Raw genomic sequence first — 25,608 nt, forward strand, 5'->3', positions numbered from 1 at the left:
GTGCAATAACCGATGCTTACGCAGCGATTTTTGCTTTCACTGCGTTGACAATCGCAGCGAATGCTGGCTTGTCCATCACAGCCATATCGGCCAGGACTTTACGGTCCAGTTCGATATTTGCTTTTTTCAAGCCGTTCATGAATACGCTGTACGTCACGCCATGCTCACGGGAAGCGGCGTTGATACGGGCGATCCACAGGCGGCGGAAAACGCGCTTCTTGTTGCGGCGATCGCGGTAAGCGTATTGGCCAGCGCGCATAACTGCTTGCTTGGCAACACGGTATACACGGCTGCGGCGACCACGGTAGCCTTTAGCTTGAACAAGAATCTTCTTATGACGGGCACGAGCTGTAACCCCACGTTTTACTCTAGGCATAGTAACTCCTTAAATTGAGTGTGAGATTAAGCAGTCGGCATCATGCGCATGACGGATGTGACATCCGATGCGTTGATGTTACGGGTACCGCGCAACTGACGTTTGTTTTTGGTGGTTTTCTTGGTCAGGATGTGGCGTTTGAACGCGTGACCCGACTTGACTGTTCCACCTGGACGCACGCGAAAACGTTTTTTCGCGGAGCTTTTGGTCTTCATTTTAGGCATAGCAATCTGTCCTCTTACGGACAGCTCCATTTATAACAGGATTGCAGGTGGCAACACGACGCTGCGCTTAGATGCCTGCTTTCACATGTTGTGCAGCGGATGCGAGTCCGCTACAGTTCACGCGGCCCGCACATTGCTGAGCGGGCCGCGCAAATTCTGCCTGGAATCTGGTGTCGCACCAATGCTGGCACAAACCACGTCGATCCACAGTAAAACGCTATTGTAGCTTACTTCTTCTTCTTAGGCGAAAGAACCATGATCATTTGGCGGCCTTCCATCTTCGGGAACTGCTCGACCTGGCCGTACGGCTCCAGATCGGCTTTCAGACGTTCCAGCATGCGGAAGCCAATATCCTGGTGCGCCATCTCACGACCGCGGAAACGCAAGGTGATCTTGGTTTTATCGCCATCTTCGAGGAACTTGATGAGATTACGCAACTTGATATTGTAGTCACCATCATCAGTCCCCGGACGGAATTTGACTTCCTTCACGAGGATGATCTTTTGCTTCAATTTGGCTTCGTGAGCTTTCTTTTGCTCCGAATACTTAAATTTGCCGTAGTCCATCAAACGGCACACCGGTGGCTGCGCGGTAGGCGCAATTTCCACCAGGTCGACGTTTGCCTCTTCCGCCAGGCGGAAGGCTTCAGCCAAACTTACGATACCGAGTGGCTCGTTATCGACCCCGCTTAAACGCATTTCAGGGGCAGTGATTTCGCCATTGATGCGATGTGACTTGTCAGTAGCTATTGTAATTTCCTTTAAAAATCTTGTAAGACGGTCGTGCAGCGAGTTTCCTCGTCAGGCCTTGGTGTCGACTTCATGTTTGAGTCGCTCAATCAGGGCATCGACGGACATGACGCCCAGATCGACATTGCCCCGCGCCCGCACGGCCACTGTATTCGCATCCCGCTCTTTGTCGCCAATTACTAAGATGTAAGGCAATTTTTGTACGGAATGTTCACGTATTTTATAGGTAATCTTCTCGTTACGCAAATCAGCCTGTACGCGCAGCCCCGCTTTGCGCAGTTTTGTTGTAACTTCCTGTACATAGTCGGCTTGAGCGTCGGAAATATTCAACACCGACACTTGCACCGGCGACAACCACAGCGGCATGGCGCCTGCATAGTGTTCGATCAGGATACCGATGAAACGTTCCAGCGAACCGACGATCGCGCGATGCAGCATGATAGGCACCTGGCGTGTATTGTCCACGGCCACGTATTCGGCGCCCAGGCGGCCCGGCATCGACGGGTCGATCTGCACGGTGCCCACCTGCCATGCACGGCCCAGGCTATCCTTCAGGTGGTATTCGATCTTCGGACCGTAGAACGCGCCTTCGCCCGGCAATTCCGTCCATTCCACGCCACAGGCGCGCAGGGCCGAACGCAACGATTCCTCGGCGAAATCCCACGATTCTTCCGTGCCGATGCGGTTATCGGGGCGCAGGGCCAGTTTCACATCGATATTCGTAAAGCCGAACGCCGTGTACACATCCATCGCCTGCTGGTGGAACGCCGTCACTTCGCCGGCGATCTGCTCTTCCAGGCAGAAAATGTGGCCGTCATCCTGCGTGAAGCCGCGCACGCGCATCATGCCGTGCAAGGCGCCCGACGGCTCGTTGCGGTGGCATTGACCGAATTCGCCGTAGCGCAATGGCAAGTCGCGGTAGCTGCGCATGCCATTGTTGAAAATCTGAATATGGCCGGGGCAATTCATCGGTTTCAGCGCATAGGCGCGGTTTTCCGATTCCGTGATGAACATGTTTTCACGGTAATTATCCCAGTGACCGGTTTTTTCCCACAGGCCACGGTCGAGGATTTGCGGCGCCTTGACTTCCTGGTAGCCGTTGACCTGGTACACATTGCGCATGTATTGCTCGACCTGCTGCCAGATCGACCAGCCTTTCGGGTGCCAGAAGATCAGACCCGGCGCTTCTTCCTGGAAATGGAAGAAATCAAGCTGCTTGCCCAGTTTGCGGTGATCGCGCTTTTCCGCCTCTTCCAGGTTGTGCAGGTACAATTCCTGGTCTTCCTTCTTGGCCCAGGCCGTACCATAGATACGCTGCAGCATCTCGTTTTTCGAGTCGCCGCGCCAGTAGGCGCCGGCCAGCTTCATCAGCTTGAACACTTTCAGCTTGCCCGTCGACGGCACGTGGGGGCCGCGGCACAAGTCCGTGAACTTGCCTTCGGAATACAGCGACACTTCCTGGTCGGCCGGAATCGAGCCGATCAGTTCAGCCTTGTAGGCTTCGCCGATGCCCTTGAAGTAGTCGATGGCTTCGTCGCGCGCGACAACCTTGCGCGTCACTTGCTCATCCTTCTTGGCCAGTTCCGCCATTTTCTTTTCGATCGCGACCAGATCTTCCGGCGTGAACGGGCGCTTGTAGGCGAAGTCATAATAAAAGCCGTTGTCGATCACGGGGCCGATGGTCACTTGCGCGTCCGGGAACAATTCCTTGACAGCATACGCCAGCAAGTGGGCCGTCGAGTGGCGGATCACTTCCAGGCCGTCGGCGTCCTTGTCCGTCACAATCGCCAGTTCCGCGTCTTGCTCGATCAGATAGGAGGTATCGACCAGCTTGCCGTCAACCTTGCCCGCCAGGGCAGCCTTGGCCAGGCCGGTACCAATATTGGCCGCAACCTGGGCCACGGTGACCGGACCGTCGAATTGACGGGCGGAACCATCGGGAAGTCGGATTGTAAGCATATTGATCTCCATATCGGCGCTGGCGCCAGGTAAAACTGCAATGAATGGTGTGGACTGAAAAACTGAAAGGAAAACGCAGACGCAAAAAAACGCGGACTAGCCGCGTTTTTCACTTTTTTGAGACAAAGGAAACCCGTTCGACTAGCGTCACTCCCAAAGCTTGGTAGTAGTTCGCGGTGTCATAACCGGTTTACCCTTTCTCTCTAACTGCATTCTGGTGGGCGGTGAGGAATTCGAATCCCCGACCCCTTGGATGTCGACCAAGTATTCTAACCAGCTGAACTAACCGCCCGTAAAACTTTTGTTGATCATTGTATTTCGAATGACCGCTTGCGGCTTGCGCCAGCTTAAAACTCTTGAAAACTGCCTGCTGCTAAATTCTGGTGGGCGGTGAGGAATTCGAATCCCCGACCCCTTGGATGTCGACCAAGTATTCTAACCAGCTGAACTAACCGCCCCGAAGACCAGCATTATAGAGAGGCTTTCCCAGAATGACAAGGGCTGTTTTACAGGAAACTTTAATCTGTTTTTGATCCGCTTCCCGGGCGTCAGCCCTCTTTATACAGAGTCGGCCCGGCGCGCGCGGAATGCCGCTAGAATCGCGGCATGAACTCCACCCTATTCGCCTGGCTGAAAACCCTGAGCCGCATCTGCGGTTTTGAAACGGCCGACTCCTTCCCGCCCAATCACCCCTACGCGCGCACGCGCTGGGAAGCCGCGTATTTCGATATCGCCTCCGACGTGAAGCCCGACGAGATCGAACGGCGCATCTGCGCGGCCATCGCCAACACGCCGAGCGTCTTCGCCTATATCACCAATCCCACGCCGCGCATGCAGCGCGCGCTGCTGAACGTGATCCACGACCGGCTGCGGCGCCAGCCCGGCGCGGGCGCCACGGACCTGGTCTTGTTATTGATCAATGCCTACGCCAGCGACCACATCGCGGAAGCCGTGCCCGGCCTGCGCGCCTTGATCGTCAACACGGAACATGAAGACACGAACCTGCGCGTGCATGCGATCCTGGAATTACTGGTGGGCACGCCGCGGGGACTGGACGTGATCGATATGTGATCGTCAAGCGTGATTCGCGGGCACGTAGCGCGCTCGCCAGCGCATGAACGGCGTTTCCACCACTCTATATAAGAGCCAGCCCGTGACGATGCTGACAGCGATACTGGCCAATATCGCAGGGATGCTGTCCGGACCATATCCGATATCCTGCAAAAGCGGGCGCAGCAGAATGCACAACTGCTTGTGCAGCAAGTAAATCGCATACGACCACAGGGCCAGGCTGGCCGCGCCCGGCACGCGCAGTTGATAGAGCGCACTGCCGGGACTCAGCGCGGCAATCAGCAGCAAAGCAAAACTGGCGGCCAGGGCCGGATAGCCGAACACCGTCACCCAATAGCCATAGTGATCGGTCAAAAACACATAAAACATCAGCGCCGTGCCCGCGATTCCCGCCAGCATGGTGCGGTTGCCGTATGAGGTGAGGCGCGTCCAGGCGATGGGGTGGTAGTTCTTCAGCAGCGCCAGCGCCACGCCCGCCACCAGCTCGTCGAAGCGGCACCACGAGGCATAGTAGATGTACTTGTAATAGCCGAAGCCGCCGCGCGGCAGCTGCACGTATTCATCCCACAGATACGCGCGCACCAGCATGCCGGCGATAAAGCTTGCGGCCACGGCCAGCCAGGCCCACAGCAGCGACTTGCGGCAGGCGGCGATCGCCAGCGCCACGGCCGGCAGCAACACGTAGAACTGCTCTTCCACGCACAGCGACCACGCATGCGAGAACGCCGTGCCCGGCGTGAGATGGATGTTTTGCGTAAAGGTCAGGAATTTCCACAGCGGCAATAGCGCGCTGTCACCGCGAAACGCGGGCCACAAATAATACAGGGCCAGCACGGCATAGAAACTGGGCAAGGTGCGCAGGAAGCGCCGCGCATAGAAGCGGGACAGGGAAAAACCGTGTTCGCTGCGCAGCGCTGCAAAGATCTGGTTGCCGATCAGATAACCGCTGAGGGCAAAGAACAGGTCGACGCCCACCCAGCCGATTTCGCCCCAGAAACCGAACGCCCCGCCCTCGCTGACGAACAGCAAATAATGGTTCATGAACACGAGCACGATGGCCAGCGCGCGCAAGGTATCGAGGCCGTACAGGCGCGAAGAAGAGGAAGAAAACGACATGGATCTCGGCAAGGAAAAACAACGGTGGCGCCGATCATGCCATGGCGCACCCTGCCATGGCCAACTTTTTGCAGGCGTGCACGGCGAATCCCGCTAAAATATGCCGACCCCGCTTTCCCCCTCCCGCAACAGCATAGGATATGTCCAGCATGAGCAGCGCACTCCACTTCAAGTCCATCAACTACACGGGCCAGGGCAGCGGCCCGCGCCTGATCGTCACCGGCGCCGTGCACGGCAATGAAACCTGCGGCACCAAGGGCATCCACCGCGTGATGGCTGAACTCGACAGCGGCGCTCTCTCGATTCTCGCCGGCAGCGTCACCTTCGTGCCCATCACCAACCCGCTCGCTTACGCCAAGGGCGTGCGCAGCGGCGACCGCAACCTGAACCGTAATTTGTTCCCGAACGACCATCCGCAGGATTTCGAGGACCGCATCGCCAACTGGCTGTGCCCGCTGCTGGGCCAGCACGACGTGCTGCTGGACTTGCACTCGTTCAATGCCGACAGCCAGCCCTTCGTCATGGTAGGTCCGCGCAACAACGATGGTCCGCTGCAACCGTTTCAACATGAAGACAAGGAACGCGCGCTGGCGCGCCGCCTGGGCGTGCGCCGCTTCGTCGACGGCTGGCTGCATGCGTATGGCCAGGGCGTGCAGCGCCGCCTGGGCAATAGCGACCAGGTGGGCCTGGTCCTGCGCTACGGCGTGGGCACGACCGAATACATGCGCTCGACGGGCGGTTACGCCCTCACCCTGGAGTGCGGCCAGCATGCGGACCCGGCCGCGCCGGACGTGGCCTACCGCGCCATCATGAACACCCTCGCCTTCCTCGGCTTCATCGACGCGCCGCAGCCGGAGCCGATCGCCGACGCCGACATGGAAGCGCTGAACATGGTCGTCGTGCACGACAAGCTGCATGCAAGCGACCGCTTCATCAAGACCTGGTCCAGCTTTGACAAGGTGAAACAGGGCGAGCAGATCGGCGTGCGCGCCGATGGCACGCCCGTGACGGCCGAGTACGACGCCTACATCCTGTTCCCGGACGTCAACGCGCAAGCCAATGCCGAGTGGTATTACCTGGCGCGGGTGGCCAGCAGCTTTTGATTAATGTCCGACGGATTTTGAAAACAAATTGATCACTAACACGCCGGCAATGATCAGCCCCAGGCCGATCAGGGCTGGCGTGTCCAGGCTTTGCTTGAACCAGAACCAGCCGACGGCAGAGATGAGCACGATGCCCACGCCGGACCAGATGGCATACACGATGCCGGTAGGAATCACCTTCAAAGTCAGCGACAGGCACCAGAAGGCGATGCTGTAGCCGACCACGGTGATGATGCTGGGCCACAAGCGGCTGAAGCCGTCGGACGCCTTCAAGGCGCTGGTGGCGATCACTTCGGCGATGATGGCGATGGCCAGGTAGAAATACGTCATGGCAAGACTCATGCTCGCATCCTTTATTGAGGGCTGAGCAGCTTCAAGCCCAGGATGCCCGACACGATCAGGGCGATGCAGGCGATGCGCGCGGCGCTGGCCGGCTCGCCCAGCACCATGATGCCGAAGATGGCCGTGCCGACGGTGCCGATGCCCGTCCAGATGGCGTAGGCCGTGCCCAGCGGCAAGGTGCGCAAGGCCAGGCCCAGCATCACCACGCTGCCCAGCATGGACACCGCCGTCAAGACCGATGGCACGAGGCGGGTAAAACCGGCACTGTACTTGAGGCCGATGGCCCAGCCGATTTCCAGCAAACCCGCCAATACTAAAATAATCCACGCCATCGTACTCTCCTGAGGCGGCAGGGTCGTCCCCGCCATGCAGCCCCCACATCGAGCGGGGTCGTCCCCACAGGAGCAAAAGGAAAAGTATACCATCGGGTGAAGGCTCTTGCCGCCAGAACATTTTTTCTGGTGCTATTGCCAAAAGATATGCGGATGGCAGCATAATTGGGCATCCATCCACTCCCGGGAACAATGATGCTGCTGCTGGCCCAAATCCTTACCGCCCTCATCCTGCTGCTGCACGTCTACATCGTGCTGCTGGAAACCGTGCTGTTCGATGCGCGCGGACGCAAGGTGTTTGGCTTGTCCAAGGAAAAGGCGGAGATCGTGCGCCCCGCCATGTCGAACCAGGGCTGCTACAACGGCTTTCTCGTCGCCGCCCTGGCGCTGGGCTTTTTTCACCCGGACGCCGCCATCGCCCATGCATTCACCGTCTTCGGCCTCGCGTGCATCGCCGTGGCCGGCGTGTGGGGCGCGGCCACCGTCATGACGCGCATCCTCTATCTGCAAACGGTGCCTGCCGTCATCGCCCTGCTGCTGTTCCACTTCGCCTGATACTTGCCTGAAATATCCGCCGGCCAGCATGTTTTTTGAATATATCGTAAAATTCCGATATTGAAATTCATAAAAGACGAACCATATATCGTTTGAAGACGAATATGACCAGGAGAAAACAGCATGGACATCGACGCCATTCACAAGGCGCTGGCCAATCCCGTACGGCGGCAGATTTTGCAGTGGCTGAAGGAGCCGGAGCAGTATTTTTGCGAACAGGACCATCCGCTCGACTTCGGCGTCTGCGCCGGCCTGATCGATCGCCGGCTGGGACTATCGCAATCGACCGTCTCGGCACACCTGAGCACCCTGCAAAAGGCCGGCTTAATTTCCACCAGAAAAGTTGGCCAATGGAGCTTTTTCAAGCGTAATGAAGCCACCATCCAGGCCTTTCTGGACCACATGCAGCAAGGTTTGTAACAGCAACCCCATCCATATCGCCGTTCGCGGCACTCTCGACAGGAAAGATAGCAATCATGGCAACTTTATTCGACCCCATCACCATTGGCAGCCTGCAACTGAAAAACCGTATCATCATGGCGCCGCTGACGCGTTCGCGCGCCGGCAATCCTGGCCGCGTGCCCAACGCCCTGATGGCCGAGTACTACACGCAGCGCGCCTCGGCCGGCATGATCATTTCAGAAGCGACGGCCGTCACGCCGCAGGGCGTGGGCTATGCCGACACGCCCGGCATCTGGTCCGACGAGCAGGTGGAAGGGTGGAAACACGTCACCAAGGCCGTGCATGACGCGGGCGGCCTGATCGTGCTGCAGCTGTGGCATGTGGGCCGCATTTCCGCGCCCGTCTTCCTCGATGGCGACCTGCCTGTGGCGCCCAGCGCCGTCAAGCCGGCCGGCCATGTCAGCCTGGTCCGCCCGAAACAGGAATACGTCACGCCGCGCGCGCTCGATGCGGAAGAAATTCCCGGCATTGTGGCAGCCTACCGCCTGGGCGCCGAAAATGCGAAAAAAGCGGGCTTTGACGGCGTGGAAATCCATGGCGCCAATGGCTATCTGCTCGACCAGTTCCTGCAAGACAGCACCAACTTACGCACCGACAACTACGGCGGCTCGATTGAAAACCGCGCCCGTTTGATGCTGGAAGTGACGGACGCGTGCATAGCCGTGTGGGGCGCCGACAAGGTCGGCATGCACCTGGCGCCGCGCCGCGATGCGCACGACATGGGCGATTCGAACCCGCGCGCCACCTTCGGCTATGTGGCGCGTGAGCTGGGCAAACGGGGCATCGCCTTCATCTGCGCTCGCGAAGCGCTCGGTGACGACCGCCTGGGCCCGTACCTGAAGCAGGAATTTGGCGGCGTGTACATTGCCAACGAGAAAATGGACAAGGCGGCAGCCGAAGCCTTGCTGGCCAAGGGAGAAGCCGATGCCGTGGCGTTTGGCCTCTGGTTCATCGCCAACCCCGACCTGCCCGTTCGCCTGCACAGTGACGCGCCGCTCAATCCGCTGAACCCGGACACCCTGTATGCACCGGATGCTGCCGGCTACACGGACTACCCGGCACTGGCGGCACAAGCCTGAACGGCACCCTGAAAGCACGCTGAGCGGCACTGCGCCGCTCACCCTCTTGGCGGCGGACGCAACGATACCAACGCAACTGACTGCGTGACGATCGCAGCGCCCGCCGCCTTCTTATTGCGCCACCGTTTCCCCGGCTTCAGCGCCATCGGCGCCGTGCCGGCCGCGCCGGGCGACGCGCCTGCACACTGCTGAAGACGCGGCGTATCACCTCGACCGGTACCGCGTGTTCGCGCAAATAGGCGGTCGCCACCGTCCGCCCCAGAGTGTGATGGAAAGCGACGCCCCGCTCGACGAGCTCGGCCATCACTTTGTCCGTTCGCACCTGCTCCCCAGTTACATCGTCGCTGCTGTTTTTCATGCCCTGGCTCCCTGTCGGGTGGATCAACGCTGCATCAAGTTTTGACCACATTGTGCGCATTTAGTGCCCGACACAGTGACAATGCATCGTTAAAATAGCGGCAGCAACGGCCCCGACACCGCATGAATAGCGGCCTCGGCTGCTTGTCGCCATCGCCAGCCCCGTATAGAATGCCTGCGCAGAATTTTGCTTCAAGGAAAATGGCCACCAGCGCCATCCCATTAGAACAGTGTCACTGAAGGGTATCAATGGACGATTTATTTGTACAAGCGGGCGACTTGCCGACCTGGCACCAGCGCTGCGCGCTGCGCGTGCTGCACCTGTTCGGCTGGCGCATGCGCTTTCGCCCCTTGCCGGGGCCGCGCGGCATCGCCGTCGTCTACCCGCACACGTCCAACTGGGATTTCATGGTGGGTCTGTTCGGCAAATGGGCACTGTCCTTGCCCTTCCGCTGGCTGGCCAAGGATTCATTGTTCCGCGGCCCGATGGGCAAGGTGCTGCGCTACCTCGGCGGCGAACCCGTCGACCGCAGCACCACCAGCGGCACGATCCAGCGCCAGGCCGAACGCATGCTGGCCGCCGACTGGTACTGGCTGGCCATCACGCCGGAAGCGACGCGCAGCTACCGTCCGAACTGGAAAAGCGGCTTTTATCACCTGGCCGTGGCCGCCAAGGTACCCTTGCTGCTGGTCTACATCGACTACCCGAACAAGGTGCTGGGCGTCGTCGACCATTTATACTTGACGGGCGACAAGGAGGCCGACATGGCCACCATCGCCGCCGTGTATGCGGGCCACCAGGGCCTGCATCCTGAAAAAGCGGCGCCCATCGTGCTGTCGGAGCGCCGTCCCGGTTCTTAATTCAGTCCCATCAGCACCACGCCGGCGGCCGTCAAGGCCACGCCTGCCAGGCGCAGCATGCGCTCGGCCAGCACCTGGCCGATGAAACGTCCCGCGCACAGCAGGATAGCCGAGGCCAGCATGAAGCCGCATGCGGCCGCTGCGGCCGGCAATTCCTGGCCATGCGCATTGCCATGCGCCAGCGCAAACAGGCCCACCAGTCCCATGCCGAGCCAGTTCGGCAAGGCCAGCGCCAGCGCGATGGCCAGCCCCACCAGCGCCACCGTGGCGGCGATGCCCGCTTCCAGCCCGGGCACCGTCAAGCCCGCCATGCCGGCCAGTGCGCCCAGCAGCATCATGCCGAGAAAAGCGGCGGGCTGGGCCAGGCTGAGGCGCTGCTGGCCGCCCCAGAGACCCACGCCCAGCATGGCCAGCAAATGGTCGATGCCCGTGAACGGATGGACGAAGCCGGCCAGGAAGCCGGCGCTCTCGCCATGACCGGGGTGGGCCATCGCTGGCAAGGCCAGCAGGCACAGGGCCGCCACGGCGGCTGTTTTCTTCATCAGTCTTGCCCTCATTGCAGCTCCTTGCCTGGTTGATCGAGCAAACCTTGCTCGCGGATAAAATCGATGACGACCTGCACGCCGTCGCCGCTGCGCAGGTTGGTAAACACGAAGGGGCGCTCGCCGCGCATGCGTTTGGCGTCCTGCGCCATGATGTCCAGGTTGGCGCCCACGTACGGCGCCAGGTCCGTCTTGTTGATAATGAGCAAATCCGAGCGCGTGATGCCGGGCCCGCCCTTGCGCGGGATTTTTTCGCCGCCAGCCACGTCGATCACGTAAATCGTCAGGTCCGACAGTTCCGGGCTGAAGGTGGCGGCCAGGTTGTCGCCGCCCGATTCGACCAGGATCAAGTCAAGATCGGGAAAATCGGCCTGCATGCGCGCGATCGCTTCCAGGTTGATGGACGCGTCTTCGCGGATGGCTGTGTGCGGGCAGCCGCCCGTCTCCACGCCCATCAGCCGCTCGGCCGGCAAGGCATCGGCGCGCAGCAGGATTTCCATGTCTTCCTTGGTGTAGATGTCGTTCGTGATGACGGCCATGTCGTAGCGCTCGCGCATGCCCTTGCACAGCATTTCGCACAGGGCCGTCTTGCCCGAGCCGACCGGGCCGCCTATGCCCACGCGCAAGGGATTGGAGGTAATCGATGTCATGTTTGCTCTCTCGTTGAATAGTTCAGGAACGGTACAAGCGGCTGTACTGCACTTCGTGCCGCATCGACAGCAGCGACAGACCTGGCGCCCAGTTGCCCATCTCGTCGTCTGCCAAGGTTTGCGCCGTGACGGCCGCCGCTTCCAGGTCCGGCCGCAGCGACAGCAATAGTCTCTGGCCCGCCACCTGCCCCAGCGGCACGGATTTCACGCAGACGAGCACCTGGTTTTCCGCCCACGCGAACAGCATGGCCAGCAGCGCCTCTTCGCGCGGAATGGTCAGCGCCGCCACGGCGCAGGCATAGGCCGTGGGCAGGGCCACTTCGGGCTGCCCCTGCAGCATGTCGATCAGCACACCGTCGGCCACGCCCAGCTCGGCCAGGAGCTTGGTCAGCGAATAGCCCATCTGGATGGTTTCGGCGCGAAATTCCGCCGTGTCGCGCGAAGCGATGAAGCGCTCGCTCCAGCGCTGCACGGCACGCAGATCCTGCGCTTCAAACGCCTGCATCAAGCGCCAGCACAGGGGCGCCTCCCAGCGCGCCACCACCTGCGCCAGATGCTGCGCGATCCAGTCGCGCGCCGTGGCCGCGTCGTGCACCAGGCCCGATTCCAGCGCCGCTTCCAGCCCCTGCGAATAGCTGTAGGCGCCGATCGGCAAGGCCGGGCTGGCGAACTGCAGCAGATGCAGCAGGGCCGATGCCTGCATCATGCGGCGCCTGGCGTGTCGCCGGGGCGGTGGATTTTCTGCCGCAGCGGCACGGGAGCCAGCAAGTGCTGGCCGTGGCCGTCGTGGTGGCCATGGCCGCCGCCATACGCGCCCGCCTCCGGCTCGAACGGCGCGCTTTCTTCCGTCACAGTCGCTTGCAAGCCTTCGAGCATCTCCTTGAGCACCACGTCCTTGCGGATGCGCAAAAAGCCGTCACCCACCTGCGCCTGCGTATGGCGGTTCCCCAGATGAAAAGCGCAGCGCAGCAGGGTGTGCGCATCCGCGCAGCGCACCAGATAGGTCGGCTCGCGCGCGGCGACGATCTGCACCACCTGCCCTTCCGGCCCGGTCATGCGCTCGCCGTCGCGCAGCACCGTGCCGCGCACGGTGAACACGGCGACGTCCTCGCCATTCGACAGCACGGCGCGCAGCCGGCATTTTTCGCGCTGGTCGTAGGGCAGCACGAGTTGGGCAACGGCGGCGCGGTGATCGTCCGCCGCCAGTTTGGTATGCAAAGTGAGCATGCTTGTCTCCCGCTTAAAATAGAAAATAGCGCTGCGCCATGGGCAGCACGGCGGCCGCCTCGCACACGAGCAGCTGGCCGTCGGCGCGCACGGCGTAGGTTTCCGGGTCCACTTCCATGTGCGGCGTGGCGCCGTTATGGATCATGTCCGCCTTGCGCAGGCCGCGCATGTTTTTCACGGCGATGAGGGATTTATTCAGTTTCAATTGATGCCCGATATCGAGGTCGTAGGCCGCCTGCGACACAAACGTAAACGACTTTTTCAGGCCGCCGCCGAAGGCGCCGAACATCATGCGGTAGTGCACGGGCTGCGGCGTGGGAATCGACGCGTTCGGGTCGCCCATCTGCGCGGCCGCGATCATGCCGCCCTTGAGTATCATCGACGGCTTGACGCCGAAGAAGGCGGGCTTCCACAGCACGATATCGGCGATCTTGCCCGCCTCGATGGAGCCGACCACGTGCGAAATCCCGTGCGTGATGGCCGGGTTGATCGTGTACTTGGCGATGTAGCGCTTGGCGCGGAAGTTGTCGCTGCGCGCCGTGTCGGGCGCCAGCGCTCCCCGCTGCACCTTCATCTTGTGCGCCGTCTGCCAGGTGCGCATGATCACCTCTCCGACGCGCCCCATCGCCTGCGAGTCGGACGACATCATCGAGATGGCGCCGATGTCGTGCAAGATATCTTCGGCGGCGATGGTTTCGCGGCGGATGCGCGACTCGGCGAACGCCACGTCTTCGGCAATCGCCGGATCCAGGTGGTGGCACACCATCAGCATGTCCAGGTGCTCGTCGAGCGTGTTGACGGTGAAGGGGCGCGTGGGGTTGGTCGACGAGGGCAGCACGTTGGACTGGCCCACGGCGGCGATGATGTCGGGCGCATGGCCGCCGCCCGCCCCTTCCGTGTGAAACGTGTGGATGGTGCGGTCCTTGAAGGCGGCCAGGGTGTGCTCGAGGAAGCCGCCTTCGTTGAGGGTATCGCTGTGCAGCGCCACCTGGATGTCCATGCGCTCGGCCACCGACAGGCAATTGTCGATGACGGCCGGCGTGCTGCCCCAGTCTTCGTGCAGTTTCAGGCCGATGGCGCCCGCGCGCACCTGCTCTTCCAGCGGCAGCGGCAAGCTGACGTTGCCTTTGCCCATGAAGCCCAGGTTCATCGGGAAGGCGTCGGCCGCCGCCAGCATGGCGTGCAAATGCCACGGCCCCGGCGTGCAGGTGGTGGCGGCCGTGCCCACGGCCGGCCCCGTGCCGCCGCCCAGCATGGTCGTCACGCCGCTCATCAGCGCTTCCTCGATCTGCTGCGGGCAGATGAAGTGGATGTGCGTATCGACGCCGCCGGCCGTGACGATCATGCCTTCGCCGGCGATGATCTCGGTGGCGCCGCCGATGGCCAAGGTCACGCCGGGCTGGATGTCGGGGTTGCCCGCCTTGCCGATGCCGAAAATCAGACCGTTTTTCAGGCCGATGTCGGCCTTCACGATGCCCCAGTGGTCGAGGATGACGGCATTCGTGATGACGGTGTCCATCACCTCGGCCGCGCAGCGCTGCGACTGGCCCATGCCGTCGCGGATCACCTTGCCGCCGCCGAATTTCACTTCCTCACCGTAGATCGCGTAGTCATGCTCGATCTCGATGAACAGTTCCGTGTCGGCCAGGCGGATGCGGTCGCCCTTGGTGGGGCCGAACATCTCGGCATACGCGCTGCGGGGAATGCTGGCCATCTCAATCCTTTCCCGGTGGTGTGTCCTGCAGTTCGCCCATCACTGCGCCGTTGAAACCGTAAACCTTGCGCTCGCCCGCCAGCGCCACCAGTTCCACCGTGCGCTGCTGGCCCGGCTCGAAGCGCACGGCGGTGCCGGCAGTGATGTTCAGCCGCATGCCGTAGGCGCGCCAGCGCTCGAAGGCCAATGCCGGATTGACTTCAAAAAAGTGAAAGTGCGAACCGACCTGGATCGGCCGGTCGCCCCGGTTGGCCACCACCACGGTGGCCGTGGCGCGCCCCGCGTTCAAGCTGATTTCGCCTTCTTCCAATTGGTATTCGCCTGGGATCATGAGGGGCTCCTGTCAATGTCGCTTGGTTGGTTACGGTATCGGGTGGTGCACGGTCACCAGCTTGCTGCCGTCAGGAAACGTCGCTTCCACCTGGATGTCGGGGATCATCTCGGCGATGCCGTCCATGACGTCGGCGCGCGAGAGTATCTTGGTGCCGTCCGACATCAGCTGCGCCACCGACTTGCCATCGCGCGCGCCTTCCATGATGGCGGCGCTGATCAGGGCCACCGCTTCCGGATAATTCAATTTCAAGCCGCGCGCGAGGCGCCGTTCGGCCAGCAGCGCGGCCGTAAAAATGAGCAGTTTGTCTTTTTCGCGGGGAGTCAGGTCCATGGTTTTCCTTGCGCTTCTTTCCTGATTAAGTGTTCCAGATGCGGGGCACGACGGCGTCGCGTCCCAGCATGGCGGGGCGCAGCAACTGCCATGCTGCCAGCATGATGCGGCGCGCCGCCTCGCTGTCGCCGCACAGCAGGCGCACCACCACCAGCGATTTCATGTGCGTGGCGCCAAACGCGGCGCCGGCCGGCACGGCGATCTCGCGCACGGCCGCCAGCACGGCGGGCGAAACTTGCGTGCCGACGGCGATCAGGGTGGCGCACACGGTGTGCCCACCCAATCCCAGCGGGCTGGCCATCAAGGCGCCGCCGGCGGCCAGCACGCCCTGCTCCCACCACAGCAGCTTGCCGCCGCGGCGGATCTGCACCTGCTGGCTGATGCTGCCCGTGTTAAAAATTTCGCCTGCGGCGCTGCGGCCCAGGCAAACGATGTCGCAGCCGATGTAGCCGGCATCCGCCGCCAGTTCCACCTCATGGCGCAGGCGTACGCAAGCCTGGTCGAAGAAAATGCTTTCCTGCGGCAGCCACTCGATCGCCGCACCGCTGCCCGCGCGCAGCGCGATGTGCTGGCCCGAGACATGGCCGTTGGCGCGGTACCACTTGGCGGCGCCCGGTGACGTGAGCAAGGCGTGCGCGCCCTCGCCCGCCGTGGCGTCGACGGCCAGCTGGTCGCCGCCCACCACGCCGCCGGGCGGATGGATGATGATGGCGTGGCAGACTGCATCGCCTTCCGGGTACAGGGGCTTTTGCACGCGCAGGGGACCGCTGTGCGCGCGCTCGACGAGGCGGCTGACGCCATCGTGCAGCGCAAAGCCCAGGCGCAGGTGCGCCTGCCAGGCGCCGTGTGCGCTCGCTGGTGTCGGCATGACTGGAGGATGGCTGCTGTCTGGCATGCGGGGCAATCGCGTAAATAAGCGATTACCTAAGCAGGATATGTGCCAGCGTCAGGTGACGGAACAATGAGAATCGTGCACCGCGCTGCAGCGGACGCACCGGCTTGGTGCATCGACCGCACCGCGGCGCTTATGCCCAGGCCATGGCCAGGGTGCGCCGTTCGCGCAGCAAGGCCGTAAACAGTGCGGCGCCCAGGGGGCGGCTGAAATAATAGCCCTGCATTTCATCGCAGCCGTGTTCCGTCAGGAAGGCGACCTGCTCGCGCGTTTCCACGCCTTCGGCGATGACGCGCATATCGAGGTTGTGCGCCAGCGAGATGACGGAGCGGGCGATGGCCGCGTCGCTGCTGCTGGTGGTGACGTCGTCGACGAAGGATTTGTCGATCTTCAGCACGTCGATGGGAAAGCGCTTTAGGTAACCGAGGCTGGAATAGCCGGTGCCGAAGTCGTCGAGCGAAATGCCCACGCCGATATCCTTCAGGCGCGTGAGGGCCGCCACGGCCTTGTCCGGGTCGCCCATCACCGTGCTTTCCGTGATCTCGATGCCGAGGCAGGCGGGCGCGATGCCGTACTTGCGCAGGGCCGCCTCGACGAAAGGCACGGTGCGGTCCTGCGCGAACTGCTTGCCGGACAGGTTGACGGCCACCTTGATGCTGCCCAGGCCCGCATCGTGCCACACGCGGATCTGCGCGCACACGCTTTCAAGCACCCATTCTCCGATAGCCGTGATCAAGCCGTATTCCTCCGCCAGCGCGATGAACAGGCCGGGAGGCACCTTGCCCAGCACCGGATTTTCCCAGCGCAGCAAGGCTTCCGCGCCCAGCAAGGCGCCCGTGCGCAGGCACATCTGGGGCTGGTAGTGCACTTCGAATTCGTCGCGGCCGATGGCGCCGCGCAGCTGCTGCTGCATGGCCAGGCGGGCGCGGATATCGCTGCCCATGCGCTCCGTGAAGAAGGCGTAATGGTCGCGCCCCATTTCCTTGGCGCGCACGAGGGCCGTGTCGGCGTGGCGCAGCACGTCGTCGAGGCTGTCGCCGTCGGCCGGGCACATGGCGATGCCGATGCTGGTGGTCAGCGCCAGGCGCTCGCCGTCAACACTCAATTCTTCGCGCAAGCCGGCCAGGATGGTTTGCGCCAGCCCCAGGGTGCGCCCCAGCAGGGCATCGTCCTGCAGCAGGATCTGGAATTCGTCGCCGCCCTGGCGCGCCACGGTATCGCCCTCGCGTACGCAGCCGGACAGGAAGCGCGCCACCACTTGCAGCGCCTTGTCGCCCACGGCCTGGCCGTGCGAATCGTTGATGTTCTTGAAGCGGTCCAGGTCCAGGCACATCAGCACCACCTGCTGGCTGTCGCGCACGGCGTTCGCGCGCGCCTGTTCGAAGCGTTCGCGCAGCAGCACGCGGTTCGGCAAACCCGTCAGCGCGTCATGGTAAGAGAGGAAGTCGATCAGATGCTGTTCGGCTTTGCGCTCGCTGATGTCGAGGAAGACGCCGATGTAGTTGACGACGGCGCCATCCGGGCCGTGCACGGTGGAGGCGCTGAGCAGGCAGGGATAGGTGTCGCCGCTCTTGCGCCGCGTCTGCACCTCGCCCGACCAGCAGCCGCTGCTGCGCAAGCCCTGGCGCAGGGCCTGCAGCACCGCTTCGCCCGTGTGTTCGGCGTGCAGACGCAGGATGTCCGTGCCCACCACTTCCTGCGCCGCGTAGCCGGTGATGCGCGTAAAGGCGGGATTGGCCGTGACGATGACGCCGGCGGGATCGGTGATCAGGATGGCGTCCTGGGTCGCTTCGAAGACCTGGCCCGACAGGCGCAGCAATTCCTCATTCGCGCGGCGGATCTGCACTTCGCGCGCCAGGGTGCTGGCCACCTGCTCCAGTTCGGCCGTGCGTTCGGCCACGCGCCGTTCCAGGTTGGCGCGCTCCTGCGCCAGCTGCAGCTGCGCCCGCGCCAGGCGCACGTGGGCGTCGGTGCGGGCCAGGATTTCCTCGGCCTGGAAGGGCTTGGCGATGAAATCGACGGCGCCCAGCGCAAAGCCGCGCACCTTGTCGTCCGTATCGTACTGGGCCGACAGGAAGATCACCGGCACCTGGCGCAGGGACGGTATCTCCTTCAGGCGGCGGCATACTTCAAAGCCGTCGAGGCCCGGCATGCGCACGTCGAGCAGGATCAGCTCCGGCGGGCGCGCCTGGGCTGTCCACAGGGCCAGCTCGCCGTTCGGCGCCTGGCGCACCGCGTAGCCGGCGCCGCCCAGCAAATCGCTCAACAGCTTCAGCGAAGCCGGCGTATCTTCAACGATCAGTACTTCGCCCTTAGCATTCACTTCGGAAAAATCGCGGTGCATGTAGCAGTTCTCTCAGCTTTGGATGAGGCGCGGCGGTCCGTTGCCACGCTGGACAAGACATTTTCTTTGCGATGAACTACGTACTATCATCATAATCTTTATTGCAATTCAGCACCATCCATCGGCCCCACTTAGTCCGTCTTTTCAGCGAAACCGATGTTGTCAGCCCACACTTTTACGTGTGCGTCAGCACTCCCTCATTCTCCAGCAAGCCGCACAGCTGGCGGTACTGATGCTGGTCGAGCATGGCCTGCAGCGGCGCCTGCAGCGGCGCCGCCGCCGCTGGCAAGGCCGCCAGCAGCAGGGCCACCCTGGCCAGGTTCAATTCGCGCAGCGCCACCAGCAAGGCGGCGCGTTCCTCCCCTGTCAGCAGCAGCAAGTCTTGCGCCCGCAGTGCCGGCAACGCCTCGGGCACGGGCGCCACGGGCAGCGGCATGGTCGCCTGCACGGGCGCCTCGGCCGCCTGCGCGGGTATGCTGAAGCGGAAGGTGGCGCCCTGCCCCGGCTTGGACTCCAGCGTCAGTTCGCCGTTCATCAGCTGCACGAATTCGCGCGAGATGGCCAGGCCCAGGCCCGTGCCATCCCTCGGTCCCGCGCTGTCGGCCTGCACGAAGGGCTCGAAAATGCGCTGCTGGTCCTCCGGGGCGATGCCGATGCCCGTGTCGCTGACGGCGAATGACAGCAGCCATTGATCGCCATCGCGCCGCTCGCCGCGCACGCGCAGGGTGACTTCGCCGCCGCCGGCGAACTTGACGGCGTTCGACATCAGGTTCAGCAGCACCTGGCGCAAGCGCGTCGCATCGAGCAGCACGGCCGCCGGCAGGTCCGCGCAATCGAGGCGCAGGACCAGCCCCTGCTGCTCGGCGCGCATGCCCAGCATGTCCATCACTTCCTGCAGCAGCGGCGCCAGCGCCACCACGACCGTCTGCGCCTGCAGGCGCCCCGCCTCGCCCTTCGACAGTTCGAGGATTTCATTGATCAGGGTGAGCAAATGGTTGCCGGAGCGGTGGATGATGGCCAGGTTGCGCTTCTCATTGTCCTGCATGTTCGGCGAGGCGGCCATCAGGCGCGAAAAGCCGATCACGGAATTGAGGGGCGTGCGCAGCTCATGGCTCATGTTCGCCAGGAAGGTGCTCTTGGCGCGGTTCGCCGCCTGCGCCTGGCTGACGGCGACCGACAGGGCGCTCGTGCGCTCGGCCACCAGCTCTTCCAGGTGATGGCGGTGGCGCAGCAGTTCCAGTTCCGCCTCGCGGTGCGCGGTGATGTCGTAGTTCGAACCCACCAGGCGCATGGGGCGCCCCTGGCCGTCGCGGAAGATCACGGCGTCGGCCTTGATGTAGCGGATGGTGCCGTCGGGCCACAGGATGCGGTACTCGTGCGTGAACGCCTGCCCGGCGCCCAGCGCGGCGCGCAGGGCCTCCTTGACGGCAGGCACGTCGTCCGGCATCAGCGCCGCGCGCCAGATCGCCTCGGGCGCCACGCCGCCGCCAGGATCGGCCTTGAACTGCGCATACATCTGCTCATCCCACTGCAATGCATCGCGGCTGACGTTCCAGTCCCAGATGCCGATGCTGGCCGCGCCGGTGGCCATCTGCACGCGCTCTTCGCTGCGCTGCAGGGCGCGGTAGCGGCTGTCGAGCAGCGCCACCATGTCGCGGATGGAACGGTACAAGGTGCGCAGCTCGCCCAGGAACCACGCTTCCGGCGGCGTGCCGGACGCTTCGCCCTGCCCCGCCTGGATGCCGGCCGCATACTGGCCGATCGCCTTCAGGGGTTTGAGCATCAGCCACCACATGAGCAGCCAGATGCTGGCCACGAGGATCACGTCGAGCGCCACGATCATGGCGCCGATGCCCAGCGCGCGCTGGCGCAGCTGCGCGTGCAGCAGGGCCGGCGTCGCATACACGGCCACACTGCCGATGACCTGTCCGCCCATCGTCACGGGGCGCCGCTGCACCAGCCAGCCCGGCTCCGCGGACAGCGAAGAAAAGCTGCCGATGGCGCCGGACGCAGTGCGGCGCAGGACCAGCGCTTCCTTGCCGATGCCCGGCGTGAGGGAACTGGCCACCAGGTCGCGCTTGCCCAGCATGCTGCGCATGATGGCCTGCATCTGCTTTTCATCGAGATTCCACAAGGGCAGTTCGATGGCCACGGCCAGCTGGTCCGCGCTCACGGACAGGCTGCGCTGCAGGTGTTGCCAGCGCTGCTCGCGTTCGGACTGGTAAAACAGCACGGCAAACACCAGCAGCAGCGCGGTGACGACAAAGGTCAGCGCCACGCTGACGGCCAGCACGATGGAGACGCCGCCCAGGCGCGCCTCTTTGGGTGCGTATGGCGTCATGCGCCTTCGCCCTGCGGCTCGCCGGCCGGCTGCACCAGCAGGGCGCACAGCGGCTGGTACTGGTGCTGCTCCAGCATGGCGGCGATGTGCGCGGTCAGCTGCGGCAGGCTGGTCGCCACGCCGGCCAGCACGATGGCGCTGCGCCGCAAATCGAGGGCTTGCACGGATTCGAGCAGCGCCTGCCGCTGAGCGGCGCTCAGCTGGCCCAGCGCCTGTTGCAGGTCGAAGGCGGCGCCCGGCACGCGCGGCGCCTGGGCGGCAGTGCGCTGGAAGCGCAGGCCCAGTTGCTGCTCCAGCATGGCGAACAGGTGTTCCTGCTCGATCGGTTTGCGCAGGAAGCCGTCGGCGCCGGCCGCCAGCGCTTCCTGCTTTTCTTCCTCGAAGGCCGAGGCGGTCATGATCACCAGGCGCGGCTGCACCAGCGCCGGCTGCGCGCGCAGCCAGCGCGTCAGCGCCAAACCGTCCATGTCCGGCATGCGCCAGTCGCTGAGCACGATGTCGTAGCGCTGCGCCGCCAGCATCGCTTGCGCCTGCACGCCGCCCGCCGCTTCCTGCAGCTGGAAGCCCAGCGGCGCCAGCAAGCCGGCCAGCAGCTTGCGGCAGTTGTCGTCATCATCGACCAGCAGCACCATGCGCCCGCGCTGCGCCGGCGGCAGGCGCGCCACGCGGCCCGGCGCCTGCGCCGCAAGGGCCGGCTGCCGCAGCGCGGGCGCGTGCAACTCGAAACTGAAGCGGGAACCGGCGCCCAAGGTCGATTCGACGCGCAGCTCGCCGCCCATCAGGCGCACGAATTCGCGCGAAATGGTCAGCCCCAGTCCCGTACCGGCCTGCGCCACGGCGCTGTCGGCCTGCACGAACGGTTCAAAGATGCGTTCCAGGTCCTCTTCCGCGATGCCGCTGCCCGTATCGCGCACGGCAAACGCCAGCGCCATTTGCCCATCGCCGCCCGCCTGGCAGGCTAGCGACAGGGTCACGCTGCCCTGCTCGATGAACTTGAGCGCGTTCGACAGCAAATTGAGCAGCACCTGGCGCAGCTTGGCGCCGTCGAGGCGCACCAGCGGGGGCACGCCGTCGCGCTCGAGCCGCAGCGCGATGCCCTGGTCGCTCGAACGCATGCGCACCATCTCGAGCACCTCGTCGAGCAAGCCATTCAAGTCCACGGGTCCCGCCTGCAGCTGCATGCGGCCCGCCTCGATTTTCGACAATTCCAGGATATCGTTGATCAGGGTCAGCAAATGGTGGCCGGCGCGGTTGATGATGGCCAGGTTGTGTTTTTCTTCCTCGAACATGCTGCTCGAATCGGCCATCATCTGCGAGAAGCCGATCACGGAATTCAGCGGTGTGCGCAATTCGTGGCTCATGTTGGCGAGAAAAACACTTTTCGCGCGGTTCGCCGATTCGGCCTCGGTGACGGCCACCGACAGGGCGGCCGTGCGCTGCTGCACCAGTTCTTCCAGGTGGTCGCGGTAGCCGAGCAGCTCCTGCTCGCTTTGCTTGCGCTCGGAAATATCGACGATGCCGCTGCGCACCAGACGCCGCCCTTCCATCGGCAAGCGCACCAGCCGCACTTCACAGGGAAAGACGCTGCCGTCGGCGCGCCGAACATGGCGCTCGACCAGGATGGGTTCACCCAGCATGGCGCGGCGCAGATGCTCTTCCATCATCAGGCCCAAAGGCATGCCGTCGGGCTGCTCCGTGCTATACAGATCGAACGGCCCACGCGCCAGCAGCGCTTCGCGCGACATGCCCAGCATGCGCTGCGCACTGCTGTTGGCATCGATGAAGCGGTCCTGGTCCAGGTCATACACGACGATCGCTTCAGGCGCATGCTCGACGAGGATGCGGAAACGCTGTTCGCTTTCGCGCGCCTCGCTCTCTGCGCGGCGCAAACGCCGCCGCTGCAGCAGCAAGGCGCTCAGCAAGCCGGCCATCACGATGAAGACGCCGGCCGCCAGCAGCACGGCGGCGCGGTGTTCGTGCCACAGCTGCGGCGGGCGGTTGAAGAACAGCGTGTCTGGCGGCAGCTGGCTGATGTCGGCATCCCAGCGCTGCAGCTGCTCCCAGTCGTACATGGGCACGGGGCGGACCGGCGGCAGCAAGGCGCCCGGCGCGGCTGGCGCCTTGCCGGCCAACACGGCCAGCGACATCTGCGCCACCTGCTGCGCGGCTCCTTCGATGTGCAGGAGGGAGCCGCCCAGGATGCCCTTGCCCACGTTCGTGTTGTACATGCCGAAGGCGGGCACGTTCGCCAGCCGCGCCAGTTCGCCGGCAAACTGCACGGGTGTGGCGATGGCGCCGGCCACGTCGCGGTTGACATTGCCGGCCACCAGCAGCGTATCGGCGGGCAGGTGCGCTACCTTCACGCGCATCTGCGCCAGGGTCAAGCCGTCGAGATACTCCATGTACACCCTGCCCTGCAACGCCTGCGCCGCCTGCTGCATGCCGCGTTTCAAGGCCTGGTCGCCCTCGCTGACGCCAACGGCCATGACGATGGTTTTGGTTTCCGGGAACAGCGCCATCGCTTGCGCCAGGGTGCCGGGAAAATCGACGTTCGCCTCTTGCTGCCAGATGGCCAGCGGACTGCCGGCCGGCAAGGCCTTGCCCGAAGTGTTAATCGCCAGCACGGGCACGCCGCGCGCCAGCGGCGCCAGGTCGGACAACAAAAAATCGAGCGCCGGCTGCTGCATGGTGATGATCAGGTCGGCCTTGCGCCCCATCATCTGAGTGTATCTTAAAAGCAACAAATCACGCATCTCGTTGCGCAGCGCCGGGTCGCCCTGGGTATTGAGGTTCAGGTGCTCGACCATGATGTCTTCGCTGGCCAGGCCCGCGGCGGCCATGGCGGCCACATAGGTGCGCGTGTACGATTCCACGCCGGCGCGGCCGTAATCGTAGGCGTTGAGGACCAGCACGCGCTGGCCCTGGTGCGGCGGCGCAGCGGCCGACACGGCGGCCGGAGCCGCGGCGACGCAGAATGCCAGCAGCAATGCGCGGCCGCAGCGGTACACCGCTGCCCTGCCCGTCCCGCCGCCAGGCACATCACGCATCATTCGCCATGCCCATGCTCACCCTCGCCTGTCACCATGTTTCAACTATGCGCCGACCATTCAGCCACCGACACTTACAAAAACATGATAACGTCAACTGCTGGGGCAAGTCTATTCCTTAGGGCAATCTTTTGACAATACACCGGCTCGTAACGGCCAACCATCGTTACGCGGCGGTGCCACTGATACCGAACAATTCCAGCTTCAGCCCTTTTATGCCGGACGGCACATAAATCGCAATCGCCTGGGCCTTGATCATGCTGTCATAGATACTGCCCTTGTTATCGATCGAAAAGTAATACGTATTGGGCCGTACTGGCACCTCGGCGGGAACCTGAGCCATATGGCGCAACTCGGCACCCGGCAGCGCCCGGCCCAGTAGCAGTTCGATATTGTCCGGAGATGAAATCTTGAACTGCAACGGCACCGTGGCGACCAGTTCCAGGGCCGGCATCTCTGCGTTTACCGCAAGACAGAGTTCGGTCTGACGGTCAATCCGCTTGGCATCGAGCAAGCCGTAATAGTGGGTGTTCTGTTGCGCGTCGTTCGATAGCGCGATCGGGAAATAACGCGACAGGAGCACAGTATCGATCAGGTCACGAATGATGCCATCGAGCTTGCCGAAGCCGGCAGCCGCGTCATCGTGACAATAGGCCGGCAAGTCGCTCAGTGTGTATTTCTTCGAAAACGTCATCAACCCGCCAGCCAATGCCATCAATTTTTCGAACAGATACACGGGATGGTGGCTCCGGTAACTGGCGCAATGACTGAGCGTGGCGCTGGCCATGCTCAAGGTATGGAGCATCCAGAACGAGGCAACATCACCGCCATGAAATTCCACCGTATTGTTACCGGGCTGACGGTGGCGGCTGTATAAGGCCTCGATTTTCGCGCCCATACGGTCGATCAGCGAATCGAGCATTTTCCGCAGCGAGGGCTCTGCACTGATGGTCAGGCCGGGTGGGATGAAGGAGGCATCGATTTCAAAGCCGCCATTGCCAGCGCGGTACAAACGGATCACCGGGATGGCAAGGTAATCGTTCAGAGGGTCCAGTTGGGACAGCAGATACACGCGTTTCTTCAGGAAAGCCACGTCTATGCTGACTGCCTCGCTGTACAGATCCGGTGTTTCGATCTCCGCCTGGACATAGCGCGCACCGGCAGAGCTCACATTGCCGCCATGTGCCTGCAGCGCGGGCAGCGCGGCATAAAAAGTAAAACTATGTTCGCTGGAAGGGAGTTTGGACAGGTCGACCGCACTGGGCAACACATCGCCCAGCGGCGCCTCAAACAGTTCTCCATCCTGAAAGACAAGCGACATGGCGTCCGCCCGCAGGCTATTGTTGGCCAGCGCATCCGCATTCCAGCTGACGCCGTACACGCCCCATAAATGTGGATTGATTAATGAAGCCAGACGTTGCAGGCGCGCTTCATGGTAGCGGTCCAGCTGTTGGAATTGCTGGGGACCGATGGCCAGGCCTTCGGACCAAAGCAATTTGGATGGCAATGTCATTGCGTTCTCCGTGTTGACCGTTGGAATCTTTCTGCTTTGCCAGTCTGATGTTGCCAGCGTGGAAGTCCTTGATGTTGCGCAGTAACCC

At 63.0% G+C, this 25,608-nt stretch carries 26 protein-coding genes and 2 tRNA genes; 6 read left to right on the forward strand and 22 right to left on the reverse strand.

Annotation, left to right across the window (positions count from 1 at the left end; translation table 11 throughout):
- Nucleotides 1–16 precede the first annotated feature (16 nt).
- From rplT to ACQ4W4_RS00345, 6 genes are all read right to left on the reverse strand, one after another.
- Nucleotides 17–376 carry a 50S ribosomal protein L20 gene (rplT, locus tag ACQ4W4_RS00320; RefSeq protein WP_010399214.1) on the reverse strand — a complete coding sequence of 120 codons (360 nt, stop codon included), beginning with the start codon at nt 374–376 and terminating at the stop codon, nt 17–19.
- Between the two features lie 26 nt (nt 377–402).
- Nucleotides 403–600 (reverse strand): 50S ribosomal protein L35, encoded by a 198-nt coding sequence (gene rpmI / locus ACQ4W4_RS00325; RefSeq protein WP_038493025.1) that lies wholly within the window; start codon nt 598–600, stop codon nt 403–405.
- A gap of 227 nt (nt 601–827) precedes the next feature.
- A complete protein-coding gene (gene infC / locus ACQ4W4_RS00330; protein WP_205711303.1) occupies nt 828–1,388 on the reverse strand; it encodes a translation initiation factor IF-3 in 561 nt (186 codons plus the stop codon).
- A 12-nt stretch (nt 1,389–1,400) separates the two neighbouring features.
- On the reverse strand, nt 1,401–3,308 hold the full coding sequence (gene thrS / locus ACQ4W4_RS00335) for a threonine--tRNA ligase (protein ID WP_071326353.1): 1,908 nt from the start codon (nt 3,306–3,308) through the stop codon (nt 1,401–1,403).
- Between the two features lie 215 nt (nt 3,309–3,523).
- Nucleotides 3,524–3,600, reverse strand: a tRNA-Val gene (locus ACQ4W4_RS00340).
- A gap of 89 nt (nt 3,601–3,689) precedes the next feature.
- Nucleotides 3,690–3,766 (reverse strand) — tRNA-Val (locus ACQ4W4_RS00345).
- Nucleotides 3,767–3,914: 148 nt separating this feature from the next.
- Between ACQ4W4_RS00345 and ACQ4W4_RS00350 the strand changes: the two genes are divergently transcribed.
- Nucleotides 3,915–4,379: a hypothetical protein gene (locus ACQ4W4_RS00350; protein ID WP_436540326.1), complete on the forward strand. Its 465-nt coding sequence runs from the start codon at nt 3,915–3,917 to the stop codon at nt 4,377–4,379.
- 3 nt (nt 4,380–4,382) lie between these two features.
- Here ACQ4W4_RS00350 and ACQ4W4_RS00355 read toward each other — a convergent pair whose 3' ends face one another.
- Complete coding sequence (locus tag ACQ4W4_RS00355; protein WP_436540327.1) at nt 4,383–5,495, reverse strand: acyltransferase family protein; 1,113 nt, start codon at nt 5,493–5,495, stop codon at nt 4,383–4,385.
- 140 nt (nt 5,496–5,635) lie between these two features.
- Between ACQ4W4_RS00355 and ACQ4W4_RS00360 the strand changes: the two genes are divergently transcribed.
- On the forward strand, nt 5,636–6,598 hold the full coding sequence (locus tag ACQ4W4_RS00360; protein WP_436540328.1) for a M14 family metallopeptidase: 963 nt from the start codon (nt 5,636–5,638) through the stop codon (nt 6,596–6,598).
- Here the strand turns inward: ACQ4W4_RS00360 and ACQ4W4_RS00365 are convergent, their stop codons facing one another.
- Together ACQ4W4_RS00365 and sugE are read right to left on the reverse strand one after the other, a co-directional pair.
- A complete protein-coding gene (locus tag ACQ4W4_RS00365; protein WP_436504389.1) occupies nt 6,599–6,928 on the reverse strand; it encodes an SMR family transporter in 330 nt (109 codons plus the stop codon).
- A 23-nt stretch (nt 6,929–6,951) separates the two neighbouring features.
- A complete protein-coding gene (gene sugE / locus ACQ4W4_RS00370) occupies nt 6,952–7,272 on the reverse strand; it encodes a quaternary ammonium compound efflux SMR transporter SugE (RefSeq protein ID WP_070217981.1) in 321 nt (106 codons plus the stop codon).
- 192 nt (nt 7,273–7,464) lie between these two features.
- On the opposite strand from sugE, the gene ACQ4W4_RS00375 reads away from it, so the two are divergent.
- From ACQ4W4_RS00375 to ACQ4W4_RS00385, 3 genes are all read left to right on the forward strand, one after another.
- Entirely contained in the window at nt 7,465–7,827 is a 363-nt protein-coding gene (locus ACQ4W4_RS00375; protein ID WP_035819959.1) for a DUF1304 domain-containing protein, read from the forward strand.
- 123 nt (nt 7,828–7,950) lie between these two features.
- Nucleotides 7,951–8,247: an ArsR/SmtB family transcription factor gene (locus ACQ4W4_RS00380; RefSeq protein WP_436495310.1), complete on the forward strand. Its 297-nt coding sequence runs from the start codon at nt 7,951–7,953 to the stop codon at nt 8,245–8,247.
- Nucleotides 8,248–8,303: 56 nt separating this feature from the next.
- On the forward strand, nt 8,304–9,368 hold the full coding sequence (locus ACQ4W4_RS00385) for an alkene reductase (RefSeq protein WP_436540329.1): 1,065 nt from the start codon (nt 8,304–8,306) through the stop codon (nt 9,366–9,368).
- A gap of 136 nt (nt 9,369–9,504) precedes the next feature.
- Here the strand turns inward: ACQ4W4_RS00385 and ACQ4W4_RS00390 are convergent, their stop codons facing one another.
- Nucleotides 9,505–9,726 carry a hypothetical protein gene (locus ACQ4W4_RS00390; RefSeq protein WP_436540330.1) on the reverse strand — a complete coding sequence of 74 codons (222 nt, stop codon included), beginning with the start codon at nt 9,724–9,726 and terminating at the stop codon, nt 9,505–9,507.
- A gap of 248 nt (nt 9,727–9,974) precedes the next feature.
- Between ACQ4W4_RS00390 and ACQ4W4_RS00395 the strand changes: the two genes are divergently transcribed.
- On the forward strand, nt 9,975–10,586 hold the full coding sequence (locus ACQ4W4_RS00395) for a 1-acyl-sn-glycerol-3-phosphate acyltransferase (RefSeq protein ID WP_436540331.1): 612 nt from the start codon (nt 9,975–9,977) through the stop codon (nt 10,584–10,586).
- On the opposite strand, the gene ACQ4W4_RS00400 is transcribed toward ACQ4W4_RS00395, so the two are convergent.
- The 12 genes from ACQ4W4_RS00400 to tssK all read right to left on the reverse strand — a co-directional run bounded on the left by ACQ4W4_RS00400 (nt 10,583) and on the right by tssK (nt 25,520).
- A complete protein-coding gene (locus ACQ4W4_RS00400; RefSeq protein ID WP_436540332.1) occupies nt 10,583–11,128 on the reverse strand; it encodes a HupE/UreJ family protein in 546 nt (181 codons plus the stop codon). The two genes, ACQ4W4_RS00395 and ACQ4W4_RS00400, sit on opposite strands and share 4 nt — an antisense overlap.
- A gap of 11 nt (nt 11,129–11,139) precedes the next feature.
- Complete coding sequence (gene ureG, locus ACQ4W4_RS00405; RefSeq protein ID WP_436540333.1) at nt 11,140–11,778, reverse strand: urease accessory protein UreG; 639 nt, start codon at nt 11,776–11,778, stop codon at nt 11,140–11,142.
- A 22-nt stretch (nt 11,779–11,800) separates the two neighbouring features.
- Nucleotides 11,801–12,481: an urease accessory protein UreF gene (locus ACQ4W4_RS00410; RefSeq protein WP_436541101.1), complete on the reverse strand. Its 681-nt coding sequence runs from the start codon at nt 12,479–12,481 to the stop codon at nt 11,801–11,803.
- Complete coding sequence (gene ureE, locus ACQ4W4_RS00415; RefSeq protein WP_436540334.1) at nt 12,481–13,005, reverse strand: urease accessory protein UreE; 525 nt, start codon at nt 13,003–13,005, stop codon at nt 12,481–12,483. The genes ACQ4W4_RS00410 and ureE overlap by 1 nt, the downstream gene beginning before the upstream one ends.
- A 13-nt stretch (nt 13,006–13,018) precedes the next feature.
- Nucleotides 13,019–14,719 (reverse strand): urease subunit alpha, encoded by a 1,701-nt coding sequence (gene ureC / locus ACQ4W4_RS00420; RefSeq protein ID WP_436540335.1) that lies wholly within the window; start codon nt 14,717–14,719, stop codon nt 13,019–13,021.
- A 1-nt stretch (nt 14,720) separates the two neighbouring features.
- Nucleotides 14,721–15,050, reverse strand: a complete 330-nt coding sequence (locus ACQ4W4_RS00425) for an urease subunit beta (protein ID WP_436540336.1) — start codon at nt 15,048–15,050, stop codon at nt 14,721–14,723.
- Nucleotides 15,051–15,080: 30 nt separating this feature from the next.
- Complete coding sequence (locus ACQ4W4_RS00430; protein ID WP_034751936.1) at nt 15,081–15,383, reverse strand: urease subunit gamma; 303 nt, start codon at nt 15,381–15,383, stop codon at nt 15,081–15,083.
- Nucleotides 15,384–15,408: 25 nt separating this feature from the next.
- Nucleotides 15,409–16,251 (reverse strand): urease accessory protein UreD, encoded by an 843-nt coding sequence (locus ACQ4W4_RS00435; RefSeq protein ID WP_436540337.1) that lies wholly within the window; start codon nt 16,249–16,251, stop codon nt 15,409–15,411.
- A gap of 157 nt (nt 16,252–16,408) precedes the next feature.
- On the reverse strand, nt 16,409–18,619 hold the full coding sequence (locus tag ACQ4W4_RS00440) for an EAL domain-containing response regulator (protein WP_436540338.1): 2,211 nt from the start codon (nt 18,617–18,619) through the stop codon (nt 16,409–16,411).
- Between the two features lie 175 nt (nt 18,620–18,794).
- Nucleotides 18,795–20,960 carry a sensor histidine kinase gene (locus ACQ4W4_RS00445; RefSeq protein ID WP_436540339.1) on the reverse strand — a complete coding sequence of 722 codons (2,166 nt, stop codon included), beginning with the start codon at nt 20,958–20,960 and terminating at the stop codon, nt 18,795–18,797.
- Entirely contained in the window at nt 20,957–24,010 is a 3,054-nt protein-coding gene (locus ACQ4W4_RS00450) for a sensor histidine kinase (protein ID WP_436540340.1), read from the reverse strand. Before ACQ4W4_RS00450 ends, ACQ4W4_RS00445 begins: the two co-directional genes overlap by 4 nt.
- A 163-nt stretch (nt 24,011–24,173) precedes the next feature.
- Nucleotides 24,174–25,520, reverse strand: a complete 1,347-nt coding sequence (gene tssK, locus ACQ4W4_RS00455; protein ID WP_436540341.1) for a type VI secretion system baseplate subunit TssK — start codon at nt 25,518–25,520, stop codon at nt 24,174–24,176.
- Between the last annotated feature and the right edge of the window lie 88 nt (nt 25,521–25,608).

This window comes from Janthinobacterium glycogeni (assembly GCF_051380725.1).
Classification (GTDB): Bacteria; Pseudomonadota; Gammaproteobacteria; order Burkholderiales; family Burkholderiaceae_D; genus Janthinobacterium.